The following is a 2,604-nucleotide window of genomic DNA, read 5'->3' on the forward strand; positions in this document are numbered from 1 at the left end:
TTCATCAAAATCCCTATTAGGGATTGAAACTATATCATAGGCAATATTTACAGCATTGCGGTGGTCACTAATTGCAATTCATCAAAATCCCTATTAGGGATTGAAACAACCAAAGGTAAAAGTGATAGAAACCGAGCGCTTGATTGCAATTCATCAAAATCCCTATTAGGGATTGAAACAGACCGCTAATCGGGTCAGGATACTGGCGAATTTGGGAGCCGCCCTCAAATTGCAATTCATCAAAATCCCTATTAGGGATTGAAACCCAAATGGTACAGTGTAAGCCTGATAAAGGTTCATTGCAATTCATCAAAATCCCTATTAGGGATTGAAACACTTAAGAGTGTAGACATCAGATGAATTTGTCCATTGCAATTCATCAAAATCCCTATTAGGGATTGAAACACAACTAGAATTCAATTCCTCAAAAGATGTCCGTCAAAATTGCAATTCATCAAAATCCCTATTAGGGATTGAAACAGAGAATTGCTGCTGAAACTGCGATTTACGATGCATTGCAATTCATCAAAATCCCTATTAGGGATTGAAACTAAATGCTGGCGCGATCGCACCTGAAATAATTCAAATTGCAATTCATCAAAATCCCTATTAGGGATTGAAACTCATTTACTTAATATTTTGAAACCATTGCAGATTTATTGCAATTCATCAAAATCCCTATTAGGGATTGAAACAGTGCATCAACCAATCGAGTAACACTCAAGGATAAATTGCAATTCATCAAAATCCCTATTAGGGATTGAAACCTTGACTATGGCAGTGAGAGTTACAGGGTTCGTTGATTGCAATTCATCAAAATCCCTATTAGGGATTGAAACACCAACAAAAGAACGCAATACTATCCAAACACACGATTGCAATTCATCAAAATCCCTATTAGGGATTGAAACTCCTATGAGAATGTTGACAAGAAAGACTTGCAAGAATTGCAATTCATCAAAATCCCTATTAGGGATTGAAACACGAGTGAACCTTCTTTTTTTGTGGCTTGCTGTAATTGCAATTCATCAAAATCCCTATTAGGGATTGAAACAATTGTTCGCATTGCGACGGAACAGGAGAGGACTGAATTGCAATTCATCAAAATCCCTATTAGGGATTGAAACCATTCATCTTGCTCCAGAATCCTTTACACTCGTTCCATTGCAATTCATCAAAATCCCTATTAGGGATTGAAACATCCCTCCTTATTTCAACAGTGCGTTTAAATTCCTATTGCAATTCATCAAAATCCCTATTAGGGATTGAAACCTACTTTTACAGAACCTCACAAAGTCTTCAGTGCTTTTGATTGCAATTCATCAAAATCCCTATTAGGGATTGAAACTAGATTTACTCCAAATACTAACCCGCCATAAATATTATTGCAATTCATCAAAATCCCTATTAGGGATTGAAACAATCCTTGACCTCTGATCTCATCAATTGCTTGCTTCAAAAATTGCAATTCATCAAAATCCCTATTAGGGATTGAAACTTAATTCTGTTGCTACAGGATTAGGTATCTTTAATTGCAATTCATCAAAATCCCTATTAGGGATTGAAACATGATCAATCATTTTTTTGACAACGTGGGCAAATTATTGCAATTCATCAAAATCCCTATTAGGGATTGAAACGGTTTGTTTGCAGCAGTTGCAAGATAGAGCGATCGCACATTGCAATTCATCAAAATCCCTATTAGGGATTGAAACTCCTGAAATTCAGGGAGATCAAACAAAGACATTTGCATTGCAATTCATCAGAATCCCTATTAGGGATTAAAACATTGAGTCGCAGTAGTGCCGACTTCGGGTATTATCACATAGCTTCATTGTGCAATTTATTCTGAGGCGTGAGGTGGATTAGATGAGAATGAAATAGCTCTGGTTCTATATCGGCGGTAAAGCGATCGCGCCTTAGATCGATTTGCGATAAAATATCAACGCTGTAGTAAGCATTTTCAAAAAAGTTTGTTTTGATTGTGTATTAACCAACAGTTAAAAACGGTAAGACAGCATTATGCATCGTATAAGTAGCACATCGGGTGGATGGAATCAGTCAGAGGGTTTAATTTTTTTAGAACAAACTCCAGCGCCTTTTGTGTTGATTACGGCTGCCGATACCGACATTCAAACCCTAGCAGCTGCGGTGACAAAATTACCTGCAAGCTTTCCAGCATTAAGAGTTGCCAACCTCTTGCAGTTGCAGCAACAATTAAGCATAGATACTTATGGAGAGCAAGTTTTAGAACTTGCCGAGGTAATTATTTTGCGCCTGTTAGGAGGACGTTCCTACTGGGGTTATGGCTTAGAAGTAGTGCAGGAAATTGTGCAACGTAATGGTAAAACCCTCATTGTCATGCCAGGGGACGACGCTTTTGATCCCGATTTAATTTCCCAGTCTACCGTACCCTTGGGTATTGTTAACCAGATATGGCAGTATTTTAGCGAAGGCGGCGTGGAAAATTTCGTTAATGCTCTCCAATTTATCGCCGACACTTGCTTGTCAACTGCATACAATCCTCCATTACCCCGGACAGTTCCGCGTGTGGGATTGTATGAGTGGAGAGTGGGGAGTGGGGAGTGGGGAGCAGGGGAGCAG

Annotated in this window: 1 pseudogene and 1 CRISPR repeat array; the pseudogene reads left to right on the plus strand. The window is 38.8% G+C overall.

Annotated elements, in window-relative coordinates:
* The first annotated feature begins 70 nt into the window (after nt 1-70).
* Nucleotides 71-1,788: a CRISPR direct-repeat array (repeat unit 37 nt; unit sequence ATTGCAATTCATCAAAATCCCTATTAGGGATTGAAAC).
* A gap of 234 nt (nt 1,789-2,022) precedes the next feature.
* Nucleotides 2,023-2,604 (plus strand): annotated as a pseudogene (locus F8S12_RS26040) (cobaltochelatase subunit CobN); the annotation flags it as partial.

Origin of the sequence: Nostoc sp. WHI, from assembly GCF_015714725.1 — a bacterium.
Classification (GTDB): Bacteria; Cyanobacteriota; Cyanobacteriia; order Cyanobacteriales; family Nostocaceae; genus Nostoc.